The organism is Providencia sp., assembly GCF_003533305.1.
Taxonomy (GTDB): Bacteria; Pseudomonadota; Gammaproteobacteria; order Enterobacterales; family Enterobacteriaceae; genus Providencia.
On record NZ_DOEH01000015.1, the window covers coordinates 330,867 to 350,979 of the forward strand.

Here is a 20,113-nt window from a genome sequence, read left to right on the forward strand (position 1 = left end):
TTGTATGCTCCCCGAGCTATCCTCGCTCGCCGCCTTGCCACAGCACGAATTATTTAGAGTAATATTCTACTAGTTTCTACTGAATTATATAGGTAACTCCATTTTCCATTTTTTAAGAAAAGTTAGAGCCTTATAGTCAGTATTTACCAAATACGGATACGTTGTTCAGGCTCTAAATAGAGTTGGTTGTTTTTTTCAACACCGAAGGTTTGGTACCAATCATCGATGTTGCGGACAACGCCATTTGCACGAAACTGATTTGGGCTGTGCGGGTCGGTTAAGATTTTATTACGTTCTGACTCTTTGTTTGACAGTTCTTGCCATGTTCTCGCCCATGAAATAAAGAAGCGTTGTAATCCAGTAGTTCCGTCAATGATAGGGGCTTCGCCATTTGGGTAGTTTTCTTTGACAAACTGTTTGTAGGCACTTAATGCAATATTAAGCCCACCTAAGTCACCAATGTTTTCGCCTAACGTTAGCTGCCCATTGACTTTTTGCCCATCTACATCAAAAGCATTGAATTGGTCGACTAGCTTATCGGTTTTTTGTTTAAAATGCGTTTTGGCACTTTCACTCCACCAGTTACGCAATTGGCCCGTACCATCATATAAACTACCTTGATCATCAAATCCATGCCCCATTTCATGACCAATAACTGCGCCAATAGCGCCATAGTTATAGGCTGGGTCAACGTTAGGATCAAAAAACGGTGCTTGTAAGATCGCCGCAGGGAAAACGATTTCATTTTGTACTGGATTGAAATAAGCGTTAACGGTTTGTGGTGTCATTCCCCATTCCCATTTGCGAACTGGTTTACCTATTTTGCTGATGGCGTCTTTGTAAGACCATTCATTCACTTGTTTGTAATTACCAAGTAAATCATCTTGTTTGAGATTAATACTATCAAAGTTGTTCCATTGATCTGGGTATCCTACTTTTACAGTAAATTGGTCTAATTTTTTGAGTGCTTCTTGTCGAGTCGCGTCATCCATCCAGTCATTAACTTTCAGACGTGAATTGAATGTTCCTCTCACATAACTGACCAGATCTTTAATTTTTTCTTTTGATTTCGGATCAAAATACTGTTCAACATAGATTTGCCCTAAAGGTTCACCTTGCAGGGCGTTAACTGTTTGTAACGCACGTTCCTGACGGGTACGTTGTTTTTCTATCCCATTGAGTTTTTTCGAGTAAAAATCAAAATTGGCATCAACAAATTGTTGGTTTAAATAACGGGCATTACTGCTAACATATTGGAAAATTAGATAGTCTTTTAGCACCGATATTGGTGTTTGCGCATAAATTTGTGCTGTCTTTTCTACAGCCGTATCGGTTTCTACGACAATTTTTTCTAATTGTTTATCTGAAAGTTGCCAATGATTAATGAAGTTTTCCCATGCAAAACCTTTAGTGAATGCTTTCATTTCTGGCAAGGTCATTGCGTGATAATTTTTGAGGGTATCACGGCGTTCTTCTGGGCTCCATTGTACTTTAGCTATTGATTTTTCGAGGTCAAATATTAGCTGCGCTTTCTTATCGACATCTTTTTCTCCCGCTAATTTTAAAATAGTTTCAATGTAGGCAATATAGCTTTTACGGATTGCTTCCATTTGCGGGGTATCATCAAGATAGTAGTTACGATTTGGTAACCCTAAGCTACCTTGACCGATATAAAGAACATAAGTATCAGGTGATTTTGCATCTAAATCGACCCAATAGGAAATGAGTGAGTTATATGCGGGTAAGGTCATTAAACGGCTTATATCATTATGATCTTTTGCTTGCTTAATTGCGTCTAAGTCGCTTTTTATCGGCGAGATATTCGCTTTTTCAATCGCATCTTCATTTAAATAACTTAAATATAAATTTCGAATATTACGTTGGTTATGGCTAAGAGCGCTTTCTGGTAAGGCTTGTAACTGTTCAATAATTGCCTGTGTTTGTTTTTCGGTATTGAGATACAAATCAACGAAGGAGTTAATACGAGGCATACCTGTAGGTATTTTTGCTTTTTTTATCCAATCCTCATTAACATAACGATAAAAATCATTTCCTGGTTGAATCGAATCAGATAGCACAATTTTTTGTTGACCGTATGAAACTTCTTTTGCATACAAATTAGATGCAAGGGAAACAGTTGATATGCCAATAAGTAAAGCCAATACGTTGATACGCATGCATAAACCTCTCTTTATTAAGGATTTGTATATTCACCTTTAAGTTGTAAAAGCTAAGGTGAATCTAACAACATAATATTTTTATTATTCAATCATACTTCAGAAAAAATTTAATTCTACTTTGCAAAATCTTACGTCGGCTGATGATTTTGTATGACTTAGATGAAATTTTATCATCATGCTATTTATTCTTATCTAAATAATGATATATTAGTTATATAGAACATAATCTATATTTCTTTTAGTTATAACTAATGTTTTTTAGCTATAGCGATTGGCAAGTCGCTTTGTAAGAGGTAGACCTAAAAATGAAATTGCAGCAATTGCGTTATATTGTTGAAGTCGTCAATCACGACTTGAATGTCTCCTCTACAGCCGAAGGATTATTCACTTCACAGCCGGGGATCAGTAAACAGGTTCGTATGCTTGAAGATGAGCTTGGTATTCAAATATTTGCTCGTAGTGGTAAACATTTAACACATGTCACTCCCGCAGGTGAAGAGGTAGTTCGTATATCAAGGGAAGTTTTGTCTAAAATTGATGCGATACGCTCAGTAGCGGGGGAACATACTTACCCAGATAGAGGTAGCCTTAGCATTGCAACTACGCATACACAAGCTCGTTATGCATTACCTCCGGTGATTAAAGGGTTTATTGAGCGTTATCCTAATGTCTCTTTACATATGCAGCAAGGGACGCCAACACAGATAGCAGAAGAAGTGTGCAAAGGTAATAGTGATTTTGCAATCGCAACAGAAGCATTACACCTTTATAGCGATTTGATCATGTTACCTTGCTACCACTGGAACCGTTGTGTGGTCGTACAAAAAGATCATCCATTAGCCACCAAAAAGAACGTGACTATTGAAGATATCGCACAATATCAAATTGTGACCTATACCCACGGTTTTACAGGTCGTTCAGAACTGGATATTGCATTTCAAAAAATAGGATTAGAGCCAAAAATAATTTTTACTGCAACGGATGCTGATGTGATTAAAACCTATGTTCGGTTAGGGCTTGGTATTGGGATTATCGCAAGTATGGCAGTTGATCCCGTTAATGATAGTGATTTAGTTATTATTGATATGCGTGATAAATTCAGTTATAGCACTACAAAAATAGGATTCAAAAAAACCAGTTTCTTACGTAGCTACATGTATGATTTTATGTGGCGTTTTGCACCGCATTTAACCCGAGATGTGGTAGATAAAGCAGTTGCATTGCGAAATAATGAAGATATAGAAGCGTTTTTTAAAGATATAAAACTCCCTATAATTTGATTTTCTTTGCCTTTTAGCCCATAGCGTTGTTGGCTTCAAACATAAACCCTAGTCACGTAGTTATCTACGCTCCTAGGGATTTGTGTTTTTGCCGCCTAGTTATGGGCTAAAATGCTTTGAAAATAATTTAAATGTACATTGTTCAAAAATTAAAAATCAAATTTAAATCCCTTCGAAATGTAATGATAAAGGTGATTATTTGCCTTAAGTTCACATCTTAGCCTAAATTATCCTACACTAAAGTGTGTTTCATTGTGTATTTGGCACGAAATCAATAAATGAAATTTTTTGAGCAACTATGATTAAAAGAGGTTTATAAAAAATAATGGTGATTGACGTGTGGTATTGCCATCGTCATAAAAAACCAAGGAGGAGTTATGTCGTTGAATCTAAAAACACAAAGTGCAGCGGTGCTCGATATTGGAAACAAGCAATATAATTACTTTAGCTTAGCACTTGCCGAAAAAAAGTTAGGTGATGGAGCTCGGTTACCTAAATCCCTCAAAGTTCTACTCGAAAATCTATTACGTAATATTGATGGTAAGTCAGTGGTTGAACAGGACTTGCAAGCCATTATTGATTGGCAAAAAGAAGCCCATGCAGAAAGAGAAATCGCCTACCGACCTGCGCGGGTTCTCATGCAAGATTTTACAGGTGTACCTGCTGTAGTGGATCTCGCGGCAATGCGAGAAGCGGTTAAGTCATTGGGTGGAAATGTTAACCAAGTTAATCCCTTATCACCAGTAGACCTTGTTATCGACCATTCCGTGATGGTGGATGAATTTGGGTCAAAAAATGCATTTGGGGAAAACGTTGAAATAGAAATGCAACGTAACCATGAACGTTACTTATTTTTACGCTGGGGTCAAAAAGCGTTTAATCGTTTTAGAGTTGTTCCACCGGGAACCGGTATTTGCCATCAAGTTAACCTTGAATATTTAGGTAAAACGGTGTGGCATGAAGAAACCGACGGTAAGTTATATGCTTATCCAGATACTTTAGTGGGAACCGACTCACATACCACGATGATTAATGGATTAGGCGTACTTGGCTGGGGTGTTGGTGGTATTGAAGCTGAGGCCGCAATGCTAGGTCAGCCGGTATCGATGCTAATTCCAGATGTGGTTGGATTTAAATTAATCGGTAAGTTGCCCGAAGGTATAACGGCAACGGATTTAGTGTTAACTGTCACGCAAATGCTGCGAAAACACGGTGTCGTTGGTAAATTTGTTGAATTTTATGGTGATGGATTAGCTGATTTACCATTGGCTGATAGAGCAACTATCGCCAATATGGCCCCAGAATATGGTGCAACCTGTGGATTCTTCCCTGTGGATGACGTGACACTTGCCTATATGAGATTAACGGGTCGCAGTGAAGATGATATTGCGCTGGTGGAGCTTTACAGTAAAGTGCAGGGACTTTGGCGCCATCAAGGGGATGAGCCCATATTTACCAGCTCATTAGAATTGGATATGTCTACCGTAGAATCTAGCCTTGCAGGCCCAAAACGCCCACAAGATAGAGTCGAACTGAGCCAAGTTCCAGTCGCATTTCGCGGTGCGGTTGAATTAGAGGTGAATAAAAAAGAAAGAAACGCACATCCAACGGTTAATTATAAAAATCAATCTTTTGAATTAACAGATGGCGCAGTCGTGATTGCCGCGATTACATCTTGTACCAATACTTCGAACCCAAGTGTTTTAATGGCCGCAGGGCTTTTAGCGCAAAAAGCTGTTGAAAAAGGGTTATCGCGTAAGCCATGGGTGAAATCATCTTTGGCACCGGGCTCTAAAGTTGTTACTGATTATCTCGCCTTAGCCGGATTAACGCCTTATCTTGATAAATTAGGTTTTAACCTAGTGGGTTATGGATGTACTACCTGTATAGGTAACTCAGGGCCATTACCAACACCAATTGAAGATGCGATAAAACAAACCGACTTGACAGTAGGAGCTGTATTATCGGGTAACCGTAATTTTGAAGGTCGAATCCATCCATTAGTCAAAACCAACTGGTTAGCTTCACCACCTTTAGTTGTTGCTTATGCGCTTGCAGGTAATATGAATATCAATCTTAAAGTAGAGCCTTTAGGAGTAGATAAACAAGGTAATGATGTTTATCTCAAAGATATTTGGCCAACAAGTGCAGAAATTGCTTTAGCGGTTGAAAAAGTGAAAACGGATATGTTCCGTAAAGAATATAGCGCAGTTTTTGATGGTGATGATGCATGGCGTTCATTAGAAGTTGAAAGTTCATCAACCTATCATTGGCAAGCTGATTCGACTTATATTCGTCATCCGCCATTTTTTGAAAATATGCGTGCAGTCCCTGATGTGATTGAAGATATTCAAGGGGCAAGTATTTTAGCCATTTTGGGTGATTCGGTCACGACTGACCATATCTCGCCGGCGGGTAACATTAAAAAAGACAGCCCAGCGGGACGTTATCTCCAAGAGCATGGTGTGAATTCTGCTGATTTTAACTCTTATGGTTCACGTCGTGGTAACCATGAAGTGATGATGCGCGGTACATTTGCTAACATTCGTATCCGTAATGAAATGGTGCCGGGTGTTGAGGGGGGATATACATTACATATTCCAACAGGTAAGCAAATGGCAATCTATGATGCGGCTATGTTGTATCAGCAAGAAAAACGACCATTAGCGATTATTGCGGGTAAAGAATATGGTTCAGGCTCTAGTCGTGATTGGGCTGCGAAAGGAACCAATTTACTGGGCGTTAGGGTGGTAATAACGGAATCTTATGAGCGTATTCACCGTTCTAATCTTATTGGTATGGGCGTGATTCCCCTTGAATTTACTCATGGGATGACACGTAAAACATTAGGTTTGAAAGGCGATGAAAGAATTGATGTGGCATCGTTGCAATCATTGACACCAGGGCAAGATATCATCGTTAGAATTACTTATGGAAACGGTGATATTAAAGAAATAACCACTCGTTGTCGTATTGATACGGCAACAGAAATGGAATATTACCGTCATGGCGGCATATTGCATTATGTGATTAGACAAATGCTTCATTAGCACCAAAGTGTAAACGCCTGCATGAACTTACATCGCAGGCGTTTTTTATTTCATATTGCTTGATGAATATTGTTTTTTCTCAATATTTTAATGTTGTTTCTAAGTTATGGTGATAGCAGTTGTTTGAGTTGTTGGGAGAAATGAATTAAACCTGTTGAACATCAAATATTGTACTTTTAGTGCTTTATGTGAAGTTAACCATGAACCAGTTTGTTTTTTTTGATTACATTTACGATATATAGCTTGTAGTCTGATTTAATGAAGTAACAGCATCTATTGAAAATAACGTAAAGGAAATAAATATGGCAGAGATCCATGAAATTGATTTTTATAAAGGTGCTTTATGGGCAGCAGATATTCTTGTAAGTACTTCCCATTGTGTGGGAGCGAATGATGAAGTCCGAGATATTTTAGAACATATTCCCAATTTATATTCCATTGTGATGCAAACGCCAGAAACTGAAGTCCACGATTTACGATTATATGCCGATAAAGAATTTCCATTAGGAATGAATGCTGATTATTCCTCAATCTCAATTGCCCCCCTAAAAGATTTCTTCGAAATTTTTCCTATGTTAGATCAAAGCATTGATAGCATTGCCGCTGAAGTTGATTCATGGGGAGTGATAGCAAAAACATCAGCGGGTAAATCAGATTTACTTATTGCAGGCTTATTAACTGAGGAATCAGCTCAAGTATATGCGCAGTCATTATCTAAACAGCTTGAATTACAGCGTAAAAAATAAAAAAAAGAATATAAACCATACTAGTTATGTATGAAGTTTAGTCATAAGTGCCCAAAAACCCAGCTACTGTATTTACGTACAGTGGTTGGGTTTTTTTATTAGCTTTATATTACTTTTTTGTTTGGTCGCTTCACTTCTTTTCTGGATAAGTCAGTTATTTTCCGAATAAATCATTGCTTTTCATAGTAAGTAAATTGTCTTGTATCCATTAGGTGAATATTCTCCTTGTGCAATATATTTTTGCGGAAAAATTATTTATTTTATAAAGGAAATTAATACTATGATAAGTCAAGCAAGTCGTTTTGTTGCTGCATTTAACAAGCTGGAAAGTTCTGATAAAGTGTCTAAAAAGCCACTCAATGAACTCAGTAAACTCGTTAACAACATTGAAAAAATAGTGAATAGTTCTGAAGCTAAAAGTTTAACATTTGCTGGAACTAAGTCGTTAGAATCACGTTTCAATGCACTCGATATTAAATTAAATAAACAAAATTCAGGAATGCTAAAAGAAAAAAGTACAAAATTAGAAAGTATTAAACAGTCATTTTTAAAATCATTGAGTAAAATTGAAGGTAACGAGCTAGCAAATGAAAAAAGAACCTTAACCAAAGAGTTGTCATTGAGTAGCACTGCCTTAACAGATGTTCAGCAAAATTTGAAGCAGATTGAAAACAAAGTAAAAGATAATGATAACAATTTGAAAATTTGCAGTGACCCTTCGGAGTCTGCCAAATTATTGGAAAGTTTCAAAGAAAAGAATAGCTCGATTGATAATCAAATTACTCAGAAAAAATCAGAAGGTAGTGATAAAATTAAAAAAATGGATGACCAGATTAAGAATGTAAAAAGCAATTTATTAGGTCAGATAAAGCAAATAGCTGGTGATAAATTTTCCGGTATTAAAGAGGACTTACGTAAGGCTGAGGCTGGAAAAATTGATGAGTCTGATAAAAATGGTTTAGGGGCTACTTCGTGGAAAGCTCATATTAATGATAGTAGCTATGCAATGGAAAAGTTTGGCTTTAAACTTGTTAGCGGGCACCGCGAATACTCTAGTAAAGGCAAAGAACTAAATTCTACTGCATCGAAATTTAATGAATTAGTGAAGAACTATTTAGATCCATCATCTACAGTAAATAACCTGAAAATGGAAAAACAAAAGTTCACTGCAAAGTTAGATAACCAACTAACTGAGTTGGAAAATAATAAAAAGTTCACTTCAGTAGATGATCTTAAAAATGAAATTAAGGTATTTGAACAAGATAAAATAGTACTGAATGAGTCTAAGTTAGAAAATCAAAAAAATATTAGAATGTTAGAGTCGAAGATTCAACGTTTAGATGAAAAATTAACCGAAAATAGTAAAAAGCAAAATGATTTAACTAAATTTATGGGCAAGTAAAATTTAGTTATAAGCGTTGAATTGTATATGGCCGCATGAATATATTGGCGGCCATATACATTAAAATTGGAAATTATAAAATTTTATCTTCAGCAAGTTGCAATGCAAAATAAGTAAAGATGAGGTCAGCACCAGCTCGTTTAATTGAGCCTAATGTTTCAAGTGTTACTCGAGTCTCATCGATAGCACCAGCTTGAGCTGCAAATTTAATTTGTGCATATTCACCACTGACTTGATAAGCCCCAATGGGTAATTGTGTACATTCACGTAAATCACGAATGATATCAAGATACGCACCCGCGGGTTTAACCATCAATGCATCAGCGCCTTCTTGTACATCAATTAATGATTCGCGAATAGCTTCACGGCGGTTCATTGGATTCATTTGATAGGTTTTTCTATCACCTTTAAGACAAGAACCTGCGGCATCACGGAATGGGCCATAAAGTGCTGAGGCAAATTTAGTGGAGTAAGACATGATAGCGGTATCTGTAAAACCCGCGGTATCAAGAGCATGGCGAATTGCTGCAATTTGTCCATCCATTGCTGCGGATGGCGCAATGAAATCAGCCCCTGCGCGCGCTGCGGCAACAGCTTGTAAACCGAGATTATGAATAGTGGTGTCGTTATCAACGATATCACCATGCATTACGCCGCAATGTCCATGAGAGGTATATTCACAAAAACATGTATCTGACATGACAATCATTTCAGGAACTGTGTCTTTACATATACGTGACATACGTGAAACTAGGCCATTTTCATGCCATGCATCACTCCCTGTTTCATCAAGGTGATGCGAAACACCAAATGTCATTACGGATTTAATGCCTGCGTTGGCAATGCGTTCAATTTCATAAGCCAAACGCTTTTCAGGGATGCGCATGACGCCCGGCATACTTTTAATTGGCATATAATCATCGAGTTGTTCTTCAACAAAAATAGGCAAACACAAGTCATTTAGTGATAGGTGAGTTTCTTGAAATAGGGCGCGAAATTGTTCATTTTTACGCAATCTTCTCATGCGCTGAATGGAGTGCAGGTTATTCACAATATCTCCTTGCAGTATGAAAAATAGGTATAATTGGCAGCAATTATTGACATATTTATCAAGGTAATAATATTGCAGACAGTATAAACCTTATAAAAAGAATGTGAATATGACAATGCGTAAATGTCTAACATTTGATTGTTATAATCGGATATATAAATAAGACGTAATTGGAGGAAGGAAGCGCGAGGGACGCACTTCCTTTATATATGATATATGGCTATTGATGCTTAAATAACAAATGACCCATTTTTTCAGCTTTGACATCAAGGTAGTGCGCATTGCTAGGATTTCGTCCAACAATTAAAGGTACGCGTTCTACAACATTAATTCCGGCTTCACGCATGATATCAATTTTCTGCGGGTTATTGGTCAATAAACGAACTTCATTTATGCCTAATAGTTTATACATGTCAGAACAAAGCGTAAAATCACGCTCATCGGCTTTAAAACCCAGTTTGAGATTAGCTTCTACGGTATCAAAACCCTGATCTTGTAATGCATAGGCACGAATTTTATTGAGTAGGCCAATATTCCTACCTTCTTGACGATGGTAAAGCAGAACACCTCGACCTTCTTTGCTAATCTGAGAGAGTGCGGCTTCTAATTGAAATCCACAATCACAACGTAAGCTGAATAATGCATCACCCGTTAAGCATTCAGAATGAATACGACTAAGAATAGGCACAGAGCCGGTAATATCACCAAAAACTAGTGCTACGTGATCATGACCTGTGGCGATTTCTTCAAAGCCAACCATCAGAAATTCGCCAAATGGAGTGGGTAATTTTGCTTCGGCTACGCGTTTTAGCTGCATATTTTCATTCATTAGTTAAAGTAACTCTTGCTTAATTATTAACGTTAATCGATATAAACTACATTGAGTTTAAAATATCGATACTCTATAACGTTTAGCATATAGAGGCTGACACCTTTGCACACTGCCAGCGGTATATTACTATAGCAGAGTTAACGAAGAGTGAATGTAATATTTATGTATAGGAAATAACTTATCTGTATGGAATACATGAGATGAAAAAAAACGTTTATATTGTTACCTGTTTTGCTGTGTTGTTGTTAATTCCACCGATTATATTAATGATGATAGGATGGAATTGGTCACCTGAAAATCAGCCAAAATCGATGAAGTGGATACTTTGGCTAACCGATACGGCAGGCGCACCTTATAGCATTGTTACTTCTCTCATTTTCGTTTCTATCACATTATTTGTGTTTCGTTCACAACGTCATTTATTCGTTAAATTGATCGCTATTATGATTTTTTGCATATTAGCCATGCAGGGTCTTAAGTCGATACTTAAAAATTATTTTCAAGAGCCTAGACCCTATATTGTTTGGATAGAACAACAATATGATATTTCAAATTCAGAATTTTATGATTTAACACGGCTACAACGTGCAGAGCTAGTTCAAACAACGGTGAACCAAAATGAAAACGTTCCAAAATGGCAGCTTGCGCATTGGCAATCAGAAACAGGTTACTCATTTCCTTCTGGGCATATGTTATTTGCTGCTGGTTGGGCATTGCTACTGATAGGGCTGTTATGGCAACGTCGCCAATATACATTTTGTTTATTTTTAGCTATTTGGGCAGAAGGAATTGGATTTAGTCGTATGATTTTGGGGATGCACTGGCCAATAGATATAATTGTTTCTATTATTATTAGCGGTTTTTTTGCCATTTTTGGGTATGCATTATTCGATTATAAACTCTCAAATAAGATGGTTGATCGTGATTGCAATTAGAGACTGAAAATAGGTGTTTTATTTTAGTTAAAGTAGTTTGTATAAAATAAATTACTTTGTCTGAATGCGCCGGAAATGCTACCTTATCAGGTAGATATTTTAGGATCATAAGAACTGACAACGGGAACAAATGTGAAATATTTTCTGATTTTATTACTAGCGGTCGCTTTTTTTATCATTTCGATTACGCTGGGCTCAAGCAATGATCAGGTAATTACATTTAACTACCTGATAGCAAAAGGGGATTTTTCTTTATCATCTCTGCTTGCATTACTTTTTGGTGTCGGTTTTGTGCTTGGTTGGCTAATCTGTGCAGTCTTTTATTTACGCACTGTTGTAAGTCTTAAAAATGCACGACGTAAAATTAAACGTTTAGAGTCACAATTAGAGGTTGGAGATAAAAAAACTTCAGAGTCAACCTCGATAGTGACAGCTCAGGATAAGGAATAGTCCTGTATGTTTGAGTTGCTGTTTCTGTTGCTACCTGTTGCCGCAGCATACGGTTGGTACATGGGGCGCAGAAGCGTTCAACAAGATAAGCAGCAACATGCGAATCGCTTGTCACGTGATTACGTAACAGGCGTGAATTTTCTATTATCCAATCAACAAGATAAAGCAGTTGATCTATTTTTGGATATGTTGAAAGAAGATAGCTCTGCTTTTGAAGCCCATCTCACTTTAGGTAATTTATTTCGCTCTCGCGGCGAAGTTGAACGCGCAATTCGAATTCACCAGTCGCTGGTGGAAAGTGCCTCTCTTTCATTTGAACAAAGACTTTTAGCAACTCAGCAGTTAGGTCGAGATTATATGACCGCTGGAGTTTATGACCGTGCTGAGAATATGTTTCAACAACTTACTGATGAAATCGATTTCAAACAAAGTGCATTACAATCTTTACTAAGTATTTATCAGTTAACCAGTGATTGGAGCAAAGCGATAGATGTTGCGGGTAAACTAGTCAAGCTAGGTAACGATGAGCTACGTGAACAAATTGCCCATTTTTACTGTGAACTTGCGACTCAGCAACTCGGTAGTGATGATCTTGATGATGCTCTGAATTTACTTAATAAAGCGGCTCAAGCGGATAAAAATTGTGCGCGGGTTTCAATTATGAAAGGGCGCATTTTTATTGAACAAGCTAACTTTGAAAAAGCAATTAATGTTTTAAAGCAAGTTTACGAACAAGATCGTGAACTTGTCGCGGAGGCTTTACCTCTTCTTTATGACTGCTACCAACATACTGGCGATTCTGATGAGTGGGAAGATTACTTACGTCAATGTGTTGCAGGCAATTCAGGTGCGATTGCCCAACTGTATTTGGCTGATATCATCGCAGAAAAACAAAATCGAGAAGCGGCTGCCAGTTACGTTAATGATCAAATACAACGTCATCCAACCATGCGCTTATTTTATCGTTTGATGGATTACCACCTTCAAGAAGCAGAAGATGGTCGGGCGAAAGAAAGTTTGATTTTATTGCGTAAAATGGTTGGTGAGCAAATTAAAACAAAACCTGATTATCGCTGTCATAAATGCGGGTTTACCTCACATTCACTCTATTGGCATTGCCCATCTTGTCGCTCTTGGGACACTATCAAGCCAATAAGAGGATTAGATGGTCAGTGACAACGTCACCTTTTCAATTATTACAACTCAATTAAAGGCTATGAAATGATTTCCTCAACTGAGAACCAGACCTGCGTAATGACGCATTCGCCTGTCATTGTTGCGCTTGATTACGATGATGCAAATGCGGCGTTAGCCTTTGTTGATCGTCTTGACCCACGTGATTGCCGTCTGAAAGTGGGTAAAGAGATGTTTACTTTCAATGGTCCTCAATTCGTTAAGTCACTTCATGAGCGTGGATTTGATGTTTTCCTTGATTTAAAATTCCATGATATTCCAAATACGGTTGCTCGAGCTGTCGCAGCATCTGCTGAAATGGGGGTGTGGATGGTGAATGTGCATGCTAGTGGTGGTGCTCGTATGATGGAAGCTGCGCGTAATTCACTGGAAGTCTATGGCAAGGATGCACCATTATTAACAGCTGTAACTGTGCTGACTAGCATGGATGAGTCTGATCTTATTGGCGTTGGTATTAATGCAACCCCCGCGGAACATGCAGAACGTCTTGCTCTACTTACCAAACAATGTGGTCTTGATGGTGTCGTCTGTTCAGCCCATGAAGCTATTCGTCTGAAAGATTTATGTGGCAACGATTTTAAATTAGTCACGCCTGGTATTCGCCCATTAGGCAGTGATATTGGCGATCAACGCCGTATTATGACGCCACAAGATGCGGTAAAAGCAGGGGTTGATTATATGGTCATTGGTCGTCCCATTACGCGTAGTGATAACCCAACTTTGACGTTGCAACAAATTAATCAGTCCATCAAGGGGTTATAATGAATGACTCAAATAGCCGTTTAGTTTATAGCACTGATGTTGGCCGTATCGAAGAAGAGAAAATTAAATCAGAAAGACCAAAAGGTGATGGTATTGTTAGGATTCGTCGTGAAACATCAGGACGAAAAGGTAAAGGTGTATGCGTTGTGACTGGCCTTGATCTTGATGATAATGCACTTAGTTTACTCGCCGCTGAATTAAAAAAGAAGTGTGGTTGTGGCGGTGCAGTTAAAGACGGTAATATTGAGATCCAAGGTGAAAAGCGTGACTTTATCAAGCAACTTCTTGAAGCCAAAGGATTTAAAGTTAAATTAGCTGGTGGTTGATTCGCTAATTAATCCAATAGCATTGAAAAGTAAGGGGAAATCAAATGTTTCCCCTTATTATTGAATCTGAGCCTAGCTGGCTATGGTCTATTTGACCTGCCGACCAATAATACCACCAACCGCTGCACCACCGATCGTTCCTAGTGGACTACCATCAGTGAGTATTGCCCCACCAACTGCACCTACGCCAGCGCCGATTGTCGTATGTTTATCTCGTTTCGACATGTTTGAGCATGCGCCCACACTGATAGCGATAGTCGTTACAATAACAAAAGATAGAATGCGTTTGCTTAGAGTATTCATTTTATTGATCCTTAAATTCAAATTATTACATGTTTAAAATATCATGGTCGTTGATTTAACAAATAAGAATAATCAGGAATAAATATCAATAAATGTAGATTTTTTAACGTTAAATGCGATTTTTGTGTTAAGGCTAAAAAATAAAAGACTACTGACGATTTTGTCAGCAGTCTTTAGATAATAGCACAATTGTTATTATGCCGCAGGGCGAGCAACGATATTTCGAGTTTCCATACGAACTTCGGCAATATTGACATCGATGATGTCGTTGAGCTGATAAGCTTTTTCACCTTTAATCAGAACACACCCAGTTTCTTGGCTGCATTGAACTTCATCGCGTACGCTATGAAGGAATGGCGCAGGGATGAAAGCGATCGCACCATTGCCAGTCAGTCTGACTCGAATACCGCCACGGGTAATATCAATAATTTCAGCAGGAAATTTTTTATCAGTACCTTCAAATGGCTTCAAGAATCGGGAATATAACCAATCCCCAACGTCTCGTTCAGCCATACGGTTAGCTCGGCGACGCTCAGCCAGTTTAAGTGACAGTTCTTCATTCGGCTTATTGGTTGACGGCTTACCGGCAATAATGGACTTTAACAGACGGTGGTTGACAATATCGGTATATTTACGAATTGGAGATGTCCATGTTGCATAAGCATTAAATCCTAAGCCAAAATGTGGGCCTGGATCGGCTTTAATTTCTGCAAATGTCTGATAACGGCGAATACGGCTATCTAAAAATTGGGTAGGTTGTGAATCTAATTGAAGGCGTAATTGGCGGAATCCTTCAAGTGAAAGTAGTGACTCCGCTGTTGTTTCAATACCGTTATCTTTAAGGGTTTGAACTACTTGATCAATTTGTAATGGGTCAAAGCCCATATGTACGTTAAAGACACCAAAACCTAATTTATTTTTTAATACAGACGCAGCGCACAGATTTGACGTTATCATGGCTTCTTCGACAATGCGATTAGCACTACGACGGCTTTCTGAAACGATGTCAACGACATCACCTTTATCATCTAACACAAAGCGGTAATCCGGTCTGTCTTTAAACACGAGTGCATGATCATCACGCCACTGTAGGCGTTTATCTGCCATCTCTTTTAATAACAGAATTTGTTGCTTGTCGCTTTCATTCTTTGGCTGCCAACTACCTGTATTTTCTAGCCAATCAGAAAGTTCATCATAAACTAGCTTAGATTTTGACTCTACCCATGCACTGAAAAATTCAATATTTTCAGAAATAGAACCATCTTGGTGGATCAAGGCAACACAAACTAAGGCTGGCCGACGCTCATTTGGACGTAAGGAACATAGATTGTCAGATAATATGCGCGGCAGCATCGGGATATTAAAACCCGGTAAATAGTTAGTGAAAGAGCGGGAAAGGGCGAGTTTATCGAGCTCACTTCCTTCGCTGATATAGCTAGTTGGGTCAGCAATGGCGATAAATAATTTTAAATCGCCGTTTTCAGTTTTTTCAATATAAAGTGCATCATCCATATCTTCAGTGCTTGCACTATCAATAGTCACAAAATGCAGCCCAGTTAAATCAACACGTTCAATACCCTGATCATCACGCTCACAGTCAACCATTTGTGGTTCATCACGGTCTAATTGGTGACGGCGTAACGTTACCCACCAAGGAGCAAAATGGTCAGCGCCATCAGTAATGTATTCAGTGATGTCTGCATAAAATGCCTTATCACCTTTTAAGGGATGGCGACGCATTTGTGCGACGGCCCAGTCATCTTGTTTGAATTGATGTGTAATTCCATCTATTGGGCGACAGGAAATAGCGTCTTTTAATAAAGGATGATCGGGGATAATAAATAATCGATTGTCGTTTTCTTTTTTCTGAATTTTACCGACAAAACGTTCAAGAAAAGGTTCTACAAGCTCTTCTGGCTCTACAAATTCACGGTCTTTATCTGTATGTACGGAGGCAATAACGCGGTCACCATGCATGACTTTTTTCATCTGCGGAGGTGGGATAAAGTAACTTTTTTGTCCATCAACTTCTAAAAAACCGAAACCTTTTTCAGTACCTTTAACTAGGCCTTCAACTCGGGGGGTTTGGGCATGTAATTTTTGTTTAAGCTGTGCGAGCAATGGGTTATCTTGAAACATACTTACCATTTATTTTGTGAGGTTGAGTTTGACTCTATTGTTACGTAAGACAAAGTATTAGGGCAAGAAAAAAATGCGCTTTTAACCATATCTGAGAGCTAATAGGAATTAACTAAAGGTTAATAACGATTAGCTGAGAGTCAAATTTATTAATTTTCAGGATATACTTTGTCTTTGAATTCGCATAAATCTTCGATAATACAAGAGCCGCAACGCGGTTTTCGCGCAATGCAAGTATATCTGCCATGTAGTATAAACCAATGATGACAATCAACTTTAAACTCTGCTGGGACGACTTTTAATAACTTATCTTCGACTTCAACGACATTTTTACCTGATGCGAAATTGGTACGATTACAAACTCTAAAAATATGCGTATCAACAGCAATTGTTGGCCAACCAAATGCAGTATTCAGTACTACATTGGCTGTTTTACGACCAACACCCGGTAAAGCTTCAAGCGCTTCACGGTCTTCTGGAACTTGGCTATTATGTTTTTCAATTAAAATTTTACAGGTTTTAAAAACACTTTCAGCTTTAGTATTAAATAAGCCAATGGTTTTTATATATGATTTTATGCCATCGACACCCAGAGCCATGAGCTTTTCTGGGGTATTTGCAACAGGATATAATTTTGCGGTTGCTTTATTAACACTGACATCAGTTGCTTGCGCTGAAAGCAATACCGCAATAAGTAACTCAAAAGGGGAGTTAAATTTTAACTCCGTTGTTGGATGAGGATTGTTATCGCGTAGGCGAGTTAGAATCTCAAGGCGTTTTGATTTATTCATTGCTCACATAATATTAATTTAAGAAATATGACTACCGCACCCTTGTTGTTTTTCATATTCGCGGGCTGGTTGTTGATCCAGTTTCAGGGCGGCTCTTTTTTTCATTTTTTCATCTATCAAATACTTACAGGCTAACATTAAGGCTAAGCCAATAAATGCACCTGGGGGCAGCATAGCGAGTAAAAATGGTGAGTCAAGGTGTAAGACTTCAATTCTTATGGATTTAGCCCATGATCCTAGTAATAAATCGGCACCATCAAATAGGGTTCCATTGCCTAAAATTTCACGCATTGCGCCAAGCACAAAAAGTGCAGCGGTAGCACCAAGTCCCATTGCTAAGCCATCTATCGCAGATAAATGGACAGGATTTCGTGACGCATAAGCTTCGGCACGCCCAATGACGATACAGTTTGTAACGATAAGAGGGATAAATATTCCAAGTGATTCATATAAGCCAAAGGCATAGGCATTAATAAGCATTTGAACAGCACTAACAACCGAAGCGATGATCATAACATAAATTGGGATACGTATTTCTGCCGGAACCCAGCGGCGAAAGGCAGAGATAGCGACATTAGTACAAATTAGAACTAACGTCGTGGCTAATCCAAGCCCCAATGCGTTGGTTGCTGTTGAAGAAACCGCCAATAATGGGCATAAACCCAATAATTGCACTAGAGCAGAGTTATTTTTCCATAACCCTTGAACCATCAGATCTTTAGATTCACTCATTATTACTCATCCCCGCAAATAGGGTAACTCGATAATTCTTGCTGTATATGTTGCATAAATACAGCGGTACGTTTTGTGGCATTAACAACCGCTCTGGGGGTTATCGTTGCGCCAGTGAATTGGTCGAATTCACCACCATCTTTTTTTACTGCCCATTTAGGGTCGTTATCGGATTCCATTTTTTTACCACTAAAATGGGTTATCCAATCAGAAATACGTGTTTCAATTTTATCACCAAGACCTGGTGTTTCATGATGCTCAGTCACTCGGACTCCTAGTACCGTACCTTTGAAATCCGCACCAACTAAAAGATGAATAGCACCTGAATAACCGTCGCGAGCGGTACTTTCTAATGCGGCTGCAACGGGTTCACCATTTTTTCGGGCTATATAAAGCCGTCTTGGTAGTTTATTACCTAAAACAGATTCATTGGTGACAAGATAACACTCTTTGGCCAAATCATTATCATATAGCTCAGATGGCACGACTTGATCGAGTAATTTCTTTTGTACGAGAGCTGCTTGTTCCGCAATAGTTTCTTTAGTCAAAGTATAGACTGCGGCACTGAGTGCGGTAGTTCCCGCAGCAAATAGTGCTAAAATTGTACTATGGCGTCGCATCGTATTTAACATATTGGTTTCCTACTTATGTCCATGTCCGTACGCGCGAGGCTGCGTATAGTAGTCAATTAATGGCACTGTAATATTGGCCAATAATACCGCAAAGGCGACGGCATCTGGATATCCACCATAAACGCGTATTACCCAGACTAAAAATCCAATCATGATACCAAATATAATTCGGCCCTTAGGTGTCGTTGAGGCGGTGACTGGGTCGGTTGCGATAAAAAATGCCCCAAGCATCGTTGCGCCTGATAACAATTGAACTAAAGGTTGCGAATAACGGCCATCATCAATTAACCAACTGATGATAGAGAAAAATGCTAAAGTGCCGATAAATGCGACAGGGATCTGCCAGCTAATAATACGGCGGTTAAGCATAATCAAACCACCAATAAGATAAGCAATATTGACCCATTGCCAACCTATACCAGCAAGAGACCCTTGCAAAATAGGTTGCTGTAATACTTCAGATATCGAGTGGGTTAATAAACCTGTTTTAAAGCTATCTAAAGGTGTCGCTTGGCTCATGCCATCGACACCCATCCGTAACTGCTCTAAAGTAACTCCAGTGGGAGTATGACCACTCATAATGACAGATAAGCTATCCATTGCAGAAATAGAAAGCGTTTGTAATTCTTGTGGGGGTAACCAGTTAGTCATTTGGACGGGAAATGAAATAAGTAAGACAACATAACCAACCATTGCGGGATTAAATGGATTTTGCCCTAATCCACCATAACATTGTTTGGCAATAATAATGGCAAATACAGTACCAAGTACGATAAGCCACCAAGGTGCTAATGGCGGTAAACTTACGCCAAGTAATAAGGCAGTTACAATCGCTGAATTATCTTTCAGTACGGGAAGTATAGGTTGTTTGCGTAAGCGAATTGCAATAGCTTCTGTTATAGCAGCCGTCACCATCGCTAAAATAATTTGATAAAGTGTACCGATACCAAAAAAATAGGTTTGAACAGCAATACCGGGGATTGCTGCAAGTAAAACCCAGAACATTATCTGACTGGTACTTTGCCTATCATGAGTAAATGGGGCACTAGCTATTTTTAATCGGCGATTTTTCGCATCAAGTGGCCTAAATTTCATCTTTTATCACTTACTCTGTAGTTGTCTGTTCATTTTGTTTCTGAGTTTGCTTCGCTTTCACGCGGGCTATTGCTGCAGCTACTGCAATTTTACGGGGATCAGTTTCTTCTTCAATTGGCATCTGCGCGGCAGGAGCTAGTTCATCTTCAATCGTCACTTGTGTCGCTAATTCCGTTTGTGCTTGGGCTAGTTTTTTGGCTTTTGCACGTGCAA

The 20,113-nt window shown here is 38.6% G+C and carries 19 protein-coding genes; 9 read left to right on the plus strand and 10 right to left on the minus strand.

Annotated elements, in window-relative coordinates; all coding sequences use genetic code 11:
* Nucleotides 1–143: 143 nt before the first annotated feature.
* Nucleotides 144–2,177, minus strand: coding sequence for a M13 family metallopeptidase (locus tag DD649_RS08885; RefSeq protein ID WP_294106126.1), 2,034 nt, complete (start codon nucleotides 2,175–2,177; stop codon nucleotides 144–146).
* 308 nt (nucleotides 2,178–2,485) lie between these two features.
* Here DD649_RS08885 and cysB point away from each other — a divergent pair, with 308 nt between their 5' ends.
* From cysB to DD649_RS08905, 4 genes are all read left to right on the plus strand, one after another.
* A complete protein-coding gene (gene cysB / locus DD649_RS08890) occupies nucleotides 2,486–3,460 on the plus strand; it encodes an HTH-type transcriptional regulator CysB (protein WP_336430048.1) in 975 nt (324 codons plus the stop codon).
* Between the two features lie 377 nt (nucleotides 3,461–3,837).
* Entirely contained in the window at nucleotides 3,838–6,510 is a 2,673-nt protein-coding gene (gene acnA, locus DD649_RS08895) for an aconitate hydratase AcnA (RefSeq protein ID WP_294106131.1), read from the plus strand.
* A 302-nt stretch (nucleotides 6,511–6,812) separates the two neighbouring features.
* Complete coding sequence (locus tag DD649_RS08900) at nucleotides 6,813–7,256, plus strand: hypothetical protein (protein ID WP_294106134.1); 444 nt, start codon at nucleotides 6,813–6,815, stop codon at nucleotides 7,254–7,256.
* A gap of 280 nt (nucleotides 7,257–7,536) precedes the next feature.
* The gene (locus DD649_RS08905) at nucleotides 7,537–8,658 is read left to right on the plus strand and encodes a hypothetical protein (protein ID WP_294106136.1); all 1,122 of its coding nucleotides are present in this window, start codon (nucleotides 7,537–7,539) and stop codon (nucleotides 8,656–8,658) included.
* Nucleotides 8,659–8,731: 73 nt separating this feature from the next.
* On the opposite strand, the gene hemB is transcribed toward DD649_RS08905, so the two are convergent.
* Together hemB and ribA are read right to left on the minus strand one after the other, a co-directional pair.
* Entirely contained in the window at nucleotides 8,732–9,709 is a 978-nt protein-coding gene (hemB, locus tag DD649_RS08910; protein WP_294106139.1) for a porphobilinogen synthase, read from the minus strand.
* 220 nt (nucleotides 9,710–9,929) lie between these two features.
* Entirely contained in the window at nucleotides 9,930–10,526 is a 597-nt protein-coding gene (ribA, locus tag DD649_RS08915) for a GTP cyclohydrolase II (protein WP_294106199.1), read from the minus strand.
* Nucleotides 10,527–10,741: 215 nt separating this feature from the next.
* Here ribA and pgpB point away from each other — a divergent pair, with 215 nt between their 5' ends.
* From pgpB to yciH, 5 genes are all read left to right on the plus strand, one after another.
* Nucleotides 10,742–11,476, plus strand: coding sequence for a phosphatidylglycerophosphatase B (pgpB, locus tag DD649_RS08920; protein ID WP_294106142.1), 735 nt, complete (start codon nucleotides 10,742–10,744; stop codon nucleotides 11,474–11,476).
* Nucleotides 11,477–11,608: 132 nt separating this feature from the next.
* Nucleotides 11,609–11,926, plus strand: a complete 318-nt coding sequence (locus DD649_RS08925; RefSeq protein ID WP_294106144.1) for a lipopolysaccharide assembly protein LapA domain-containing protein — start codon at nucleotides 11,609–11,611, stop codon at nucleotides 11,924–11,926.
* 6 nt (nucleotides 11,927–11,932) lie between these two features.
* Nucleotides 11,933–13,102: a lipopolysaccharide assembly protein LapB gene (lapB, locus tag DD649_RS08930; RefSeq protein ID WP_336430066.1), complete on the plus strand. Its 1,170-nt coding sequence runs from the start codon at nucleotides 11,933–11,935 to the stop codon at nucleotides 13,100–13,102.
* Nucleotides 13,103–13,147: 45 nt separating this feature from the next.
* Nucleotides 13,148–13,882, plus strand: coding sequence for an orotidine-5'-phosphate decarboxylase (gene pyrF, locus DD649_RS08935; protein ID WP_294106201.1), 735 nt, complete (start codon nucleotides 13,148–13,150; stop codon nucleotides 13,880–13,882).
* Nucleotides 13,882–14,208, plus strand: coding sequence for a stress response translation initiation inhibitor YciH (yciH, locus tag DD649_RS08940; protein ID WP_336430073.1), 327 nt, complete (start codon nucleotides 13,882–13,884; stop codon nucleotides 14,206–14,208). The genes pyrF and yciH overlap by 1 nt, the downstream gene beginning before the upstream one ends.
* An 87-nt stretch (nucleotides 14,209–14,295) precedes the next feature.
* Here the strand turns inward: yciH and osmB are convergent, their stop codons facing one another.
* The 7 genes from osmB to DD649_RS08975 all read right to left on the minus strand — a co-directional run.
* Nucleotides 14,296–14,511 (minus strand): osmotically-inducible lipoprotein OsmB, encoded by a 216-nt coding sequence (osmB, locus tag DD649_RS08945; protein WP_294106150.1) that lies wholly within the window; start codon nucleotides 14,509–14,511, stop codon nucleotides 14,296–14,298.
* Between the two features lie 195 nt (nucleotides 14,512–14,706).
* Entirely contained in the window at nucleotides 14,707–16,650 is a 1,944-nt protein-coding gene (locus DD649_RS08950; RefSeq protein ID WP_294106152.1) for an exoribonuclease II, read from the minus strand.
* Nucleotides 16,651–16,799: 149 nt separating this feature from the next.
* Nucleotides 16,800–17,441 (minus strand): endonuclease III, encoded by a 642-nt coding sequence (gene nth / locus DD649_RS08955; RefSeq protein WP_294106155.1) that lies wholly within the window; start codon nucleotides 17,439–17,441, stop codon nucleotides 16,800–16,802.
* An 18-nt stretch (nucleotides 17,442–17,459) separates the two neighbouring features.
* Nucleotides 17,460–18,173 carry an electron transport complex subunit E gene (locus tag DD649_RS08960; protein ID WP_294106158.1) on the minus strand — a complete coding sequence of 238 codons (714 nt, stop codon included), beginning with the start codon at nucleotides 18,171–18,173 and terminating at the stop codon, nucleotides 17,460–17,462.
* A 2-nt stretch (nucleotides 18,174–18,175) separates the two neighbouring features.
* Nucleotides 18,176–18,805: an electron transport complex subunit RsxG gene (gene rsxG / locus DD649_RS08965; protein WP_294106161.1), complete on the minus strand. Its 630-nt coding sequence runs from the start codon at nucleotides 18,803–18,805 to the stop codon at nucleotides 18,176–18,178.
* 9 nt (nucleotides 18,806–18,814) lie between these two features.
* A complete protein-coding gene (rsxD, locus tag DD649_RS08970; protein WP_294106165.1) occupies nucleotides 18,815–19,900 on the minus strand; it encodes an electron transport complex subunit RsxD in 1,086 nt (361 codons plus the stop codon).
* A gap of 10 nt (nucleotides 19,901–19,910) precedes the next feature.
* Nucleotides 19,911–20,113: hypothetical protein (locus DD649_RS08975; protein ID WP_294106168.1), on the minus strand; the 203-nt coding region annotated here is incomplete at its 5' end.

Excerpts from the sequence above, each read along its gene's own strand:
- rsxG (WP_294106161.1), bottom strand. The coding sequence starts at position 18,805 with ATGTTAAATACGATGCGACGCCATAGTACAATTTTAGCACTATTTGCT.
- DD649_RS08900 (WP_294106134.1), top strand. The coding sequence starts at position 6,813 with ATGGCAGAGATCCATGAAATTGATTTTTATAAAGGTGCTTTATGGGCA.
- rsxD (WP_294106165.1), bottom strand. The coding sequence starts at position 19,900 with ATGAAATTTAGGCCACTTGATGCGAAAAATCGCCGATTAAAAATAGCT.
- DD649_RS08950 (WP_294106152.1), bottom strand. The coding sequence starts at position 16,650 with ATGTTTCAAGATAACCCATTGCTCGCACAGCTTAAACAAAAATTACAT.
- acnA (WP_294106131.1), top strand. The coding sequence starts at position 3,838 with ATGTCGTTGAATCTAAAAACACAAAGTGCAGCGGTGCTCGATATTGGA.
- osmB (WP_294106150.1), bottom strand. The coding sequence starts at position 14,511 with ATGAATACTCTAAGCAAACGCATTCTATCTTTTGTTATTGTAACGACT.
- pgpB (WP_294106142.1), top strand. The coding sequence starts at position 10,742 with ATGAAAAAAAACGTTTATATTGTTACCTGTTTTGCTGTGTTGTTGTTA.
- nth (WP_294106155.1), bottom strand. The coding sequence starts at position 17,441 with ATGAATAAATCAAAACGCCTTGAGATTCTAACTCGCCTACGCGATAAC.
- pyrF (WP_294106201.1), top strand. The coding sequence starts at position 13,148 with ATGATTTCCTCAACTGAGAACCAGACCTGCGTAATGACGCATTCGCCT.
- DD649_RS08905 (WP_294106136.1), top strand. The coding sequence starts at position 7,537 with ATGATAAGTCAAGCAAGTCGTTTTGTTGCTGCATTTAACAAGCTGGAA.
- ribA (WP_294106199.1), bottom strand. The coding sequence starts at position 10,526 with ATGCAGCTAAAACGCGTAGCCGAAGCAAAATTACCCACTCCATTTGGC.
- lapB (WP_336430066.1), top strand. The coding sequence starts at position 11,933 with ATGTTTGAGTTGCTGTTTCTGTTGCTACCTGTTGCCGCAGCATACGGT.
- DD649_RS08960 (WP_294106158.1), bottom strand. The coding sequence starts at position 18,173 with ATGAGTGAATCTAAAGATCTGATGGTTCAAGGGTTATGGAAAAATAAC.
- DD649_RS08885 (WP_294106126.1), bottom strand. The coding sequence starts at position 2,177 with ATGCGTATCAACGTATTGGCTTTACTTATTGGCATATCAACTGTTTCC.
- yciH (WP_336430073.1), top strand. The coding sequence starts at position 13,882 with ATGAATGACTCAAATAGCCGTTTAGTTTATAGCACTGATGTTGGCCGT.
- cysB (WP_336430048.1), top strand. The coding sequence starts at position 2,486 with ATGAAATTGCAGCAATTGCGTTATATTGTTGAAGTCGTCAATCACGAC.